Annotated in this window: 4 protein-coding genes and 1 pseudogene; all 5 read right to left on the bottom strand. The window is 63.4% G+C overall.

Annotated elements, in window-relative coordinates; all coding sequences use genetic code 11:
• Positions 1-454, bottom strand: a 454-nt coding sequence (locus tag J0I79_RS34290; RefSeq protein WP_292870382.1) for a DnaB-like helicase N-terminal domain-containing protein, incomplete at its 3' end; no start/stop codon positions are given.
• Positions 455-664: 210 nt separating this feature from the next.
• Positions 665-1,642 carry a small ribosomal subunit Rsm22 family protein gene (locus tag J0I79_RS34285; protein WP_292870379.1) on the bottom strand — a complete coding sequence of 326 codons (978 nt, stop codon included), beginning with the start codon at positions 1,640-1,642 and terminating at the stop codon, positions 665-667.
• Between the two features lie 3 nt (positions 1,643-1,645).
• Positions 1,646-1,969 (bottom strand): YnfA family protein, encoded by a 324-nt coding sequence (locus tag J0I79_RS34280; protein WP_292870377.1) that lies wholly within the window; start codon positions 1,967-1,969, stop codon positions 1,646-1,648.
• A gap of 85 nt (positions 1,970-2,054) precedes the next feature.
• A complete protein-coding gene (locus J0I79_RS34275; RefSeq protein WP_292870375.1) occupies positions 2,055-3,347 on the bottom strand; it encodes a cyclopropane-fatty-acyl-phospholipid synthase family protein in 1,293 nt (430 codons plus the stop codon).
• A 245-nt stretch (positions 3,348-3,592) separates the two neighbouring features.
• Positions 3,593-3,796, bottom strand: a pseudogene (locus J0I79_RS34270) (50S ribosomal protein L9); the annotation flags it as partial.

The raw sequence follows: 3,796 nt of genomic DNA, 5'->3' as shown, positions 1-3,796 counted from the left end.
CGATCTGTTCGGACGGCGCCATGTCGACCGGCGTGTCATAGGCGATGTTGACCATGTCCTCGCCGACGGTGATCAGCGCGCGGCGCGTCGCCAGGTCGTATATGGCGCGGCCGTAGTCGGTGGCGTTGACGACGGTGACCGCTTCCACGGCCAGTCGCACGACATACTGGGCCACCGTCATGTCGCCGACCTTCTCGTCGGCCGGCAGGAAGGTCTTGAGTGTGATCGGCGTCGCCACCTTGCCCATGCGGATCAGTTCGGCCGCGACCTCGAAGATCCTGCGGTGCAATGGCTCGTAAAAATGGCTTGGCTTCAGGAAGTCCGATACGCGGTAGAAGGCATCGTTGTTGACGAGGATGGCGCCGAGCAGCGCCTGCTCGGCCTCGATGTTATTAGGTGCCTCGCGATAAAGCGGTTGTTCCGCCACGCCGAATTTTCGCGCTGCCTCTGCCATGATATCCCCGATTTCGATCCCGGTCCTTCGATATCAGAACGAGACGAAACCGTGCTGACCTTTCTGCATCACCATACGATCAAACGGCCTTGACGCCCGTTGTTCACAGGGGCGTTAAACCGTCCACAGGACAATGTTCCTGTGTCCCGATTCCGGTTGACGCGGCAAGCTGCGATTCTTATGCCAAGCATTGGAACGAAGCAAGAACAATCATGTGTTGTTCCGTTCCAGCAGGTCACCCCAGTCCAGGCGCCGGGCCTGCCGGAATTCTTCGCCATCCCGCTTGGTGAAAAGCGTCTCGCCGGCCTTTCCATCAGGCCCGCAAAGCTTCAACGACACCTTGCCCGAGCCGGGTCTCGACGGCGCGATGACCCGCGCCGCATGGACGGCCGCCGGCTGACGGGAAGCTGCGACATAGATGAACTTCTCGTCCTCCCACGGAACCTCCGCGTCCTTGGCCAGCCGGTGCAGGCGCGAGCGGGCGACCCGGCGCGAAAAATGGCACCAGTCCGGCGGATTGAGCGGGCAGGGGCTTTCATGCGGACAAGGCGCCAGCAGATGCGCGCCCGCCGCGATCAGTTGGGCGCGCACGGCAAGGATGCGTTGCCAGCCGGCCGGCGTGCCGGGCTCGATGATCAACAGCGTATCCTTGGCAAGCTGCCACAACCGGTCGATCATCTTTGGCAGCGATGCCGGCACGATCTCGTCTAGCACATAGGCGCAGGTAACGAGGTCCGCCGGCGTGAGGTCGGCAGCGTCCGTCGTGACGTCACCAGCCAGCCATACGGTCCGCGCCGTGATTGTGTCGGCGGCGAGCACCTCGCCGATCTTGCGCGCCGCAGCACTCGCTTCGAACAGAACCGCCGCTTCGAGGTCGGGCCACAGGTCCGTCGTGGCCCAAAGCACCGTACCAGGGCCGGCGCCGACATCGAGCAGGGTCTTCGGCGTGAAATCCAGCCGGACTTCGTTGAGCGCGTCGAGACTGGCCCGGACCGCGGCGTAGGTCGCTGGCAGCCGTGTCGCCAGATAGGCCCTGACGGCCATATCCTGCGCCATGTGCAGGCGGCCGTCGCGCACCTCGGCGCGGTAGCGGTCCGAGAGGGTTTTGGCCGCCTGTTTGAGCTCGGGCAGTGGCACCCTTTCAAGGACACGGTCGACGGCCTGTCTGAGCGGCGCGGGCAACTCCATCGTTCAAGCTCCGCGCGGTGCGAGCAGGATCACCGAGGCGCCGGCAACGCAGAGCACCGCGCCGGCAAGGTCCCAACGATCGGGGCGCACGCCTTCCACCAGCCACAGCCAGCCGAGCGAAGCGGCGATATAGATGCCGCCATAGGCGGCATAGGCGCGGCCGGCCGCATCGGTATCGACCAGCGCCAGCAGCCAGGCAAAGACGAGCAGCGAAATCAACCCCGGCGCCAGCCAGAGCGCCGACTTGTCCAGCTTCCACCATGCCCACACCGAAAAACAGCCCGCGATTTCGGCGAGCGCGGCGGCGCCGTAGAGAAGATAGGTCATGAAAAAGGCCTCGCGACGATCACGAGGCCTTTTTCAGGGCAGGGGCGTACGAACGCAAGCGCCAATGGCGAAAGCGCTGAGATGTCTACTCCGCTACTTTGCGGCGGCGGGCCGGCTTTGCCGGCTTCTCGACGGGAGCCGCCTCGCGGTGACCCATGTCGCGCATCTCCAGTGCTTTCTCGCATTTGGCCATATAGTCGCGGGTCATCGGCAGCGTGTCGTTCTTCTTGGCGATCTGGAACTGGAAGATCACCAGATCCTGCCAGCGGAAGGCGGCTTCCGAAGCGGCGAGATAGAATTCCCACATGCGGCAGAAGCGTTCGTCATAGATTGCCTTGGCCTTGTCGCGGTTGGCGGCGAAGCGCTCACCCCAGTGCTTCAGCGTATCGGCGTAGTGGAGCCGCAGGACTTCGACGTCGGTGACGACGAGGCCGGACTTTTCGATCGCCGGCAGCACCTCCGACATCGCCGGGATGTAGCCGCCCGGGAAAATATACTTGCGGATGAAGGCGCTCGTCGCCCACGGTACGCCGGAGCGTCCGATCGTGTGCAGGAGCATGACGCCGTCGGGCTTCAGCAGCGTCGCCGCCTTGTCGAAGAAGGTGCGGAAGTGGTTGACGCCGACATGTTCGAACATGCCGACCGAGACGATGCGGTCGAAGCGTTCGTTGAGTTCGCGGTAGTCCTTCAGTTCGAAATGGACGTGGTTCTCCAGCCCTTGCGCATGCGCGCGGTCGGTGGCGACACCATGCTGTTCGGTCGATAGCGTCACACCCTGAACGTCGACGTCGAACGCCTTGGCGAGATAGAGGCCGAGTCCGCCCCAGCCGGAACCGATGTCGAGCACTGTCTGACCGGCCTTCAGCCTGAGCTTGGCGGCGATATGCCGTTTCTTGGCCGCCTGGGCCTCGTCCAGCGTCATGTCCGGCTGCTCGAAATAGGCGCAGGAATACTGCATGTCCTCGTCGAGGAAGAGCCGGTAGAGATCGCCCGACAGGTCATAATGGCGCTGCACGTTGCGGCGCGAGCGCGAGGCGGTGTTGATCTGCTGCAGGCGGCGGAAGGCGTGGCGCAGGCCCTCGATGGCCTTCGACCATGTCGCGTCGATGCCGCCGCTGCCCATGTTCTGGAAGGCAATGCGCATCAGGCCGAGCACGCCGCCCTCGAGAATGTCGAGCTCGCCGTCCATGTAGGACTCCGGGACGGCCAGCATGGGGTCGAAAGTGATGGCCCGTTCGGCATGCCTGGTCTTGATGTGCATGTGCACGGGTTCGCCGCTGCCGTCGCCGAAGATGAACGTCGAGCCCTTGGGCCCGGTTACCTTGAGATTGCCCGTGCGCACCAGGCGGTCGAGAACGCGCTTCAACAGAATATTCATGACCAAATGTCCCCTCAGTCGGACCATCCGGTGACCGGACCGGCATTGCCAAATCAAAGTGCCCCAGCCATTGCCCGCGTCCAATCGACGCGCGACACGCTGTAATGTGCACAAGATATAGGGTGTCGAAAAGTTCCGTTTGGCACAAAAAAGCCCGGGTCGAAGACCCGGGCGTTGGTCCAGAATTCTGGAAGCCCAGAAACTCTGCAAATTGTGAGCCGGACAGTTGGTCCGGCGCTGATCGATCAGGCGTCGTCGCCGCCGTCGAACTCGGCATTCGGATCGAAGAAGTTCTCCGGCCGCGCATTGTCGTTGATGTCGTCGCCATAGATGGCTTCGGCGGTGGTCAGCGTCTCGCCCTTGGCCTGGCGCTCGGCTTCGTCGGCCGTGCGGGCGATGTTGAGCGTGATCGTGACCTCGACTTCCGGATGCAGCGCGATCGCGACATT

It is taken from the genome of Mesorhizobium sp. (genome assembly GCF_017306585.1).
Classification (GTDB): Bacteria; Pseudomonadota; Alphaproteobacteria; order Rhizobiales; family Rhizobiaceae; genus Mesorhizobium.
The sequence above is the reverse complement of the archived record's forward strand: the minus strand, read 5'-3'. Positions and strand labels throughout refer to the sequence as shown.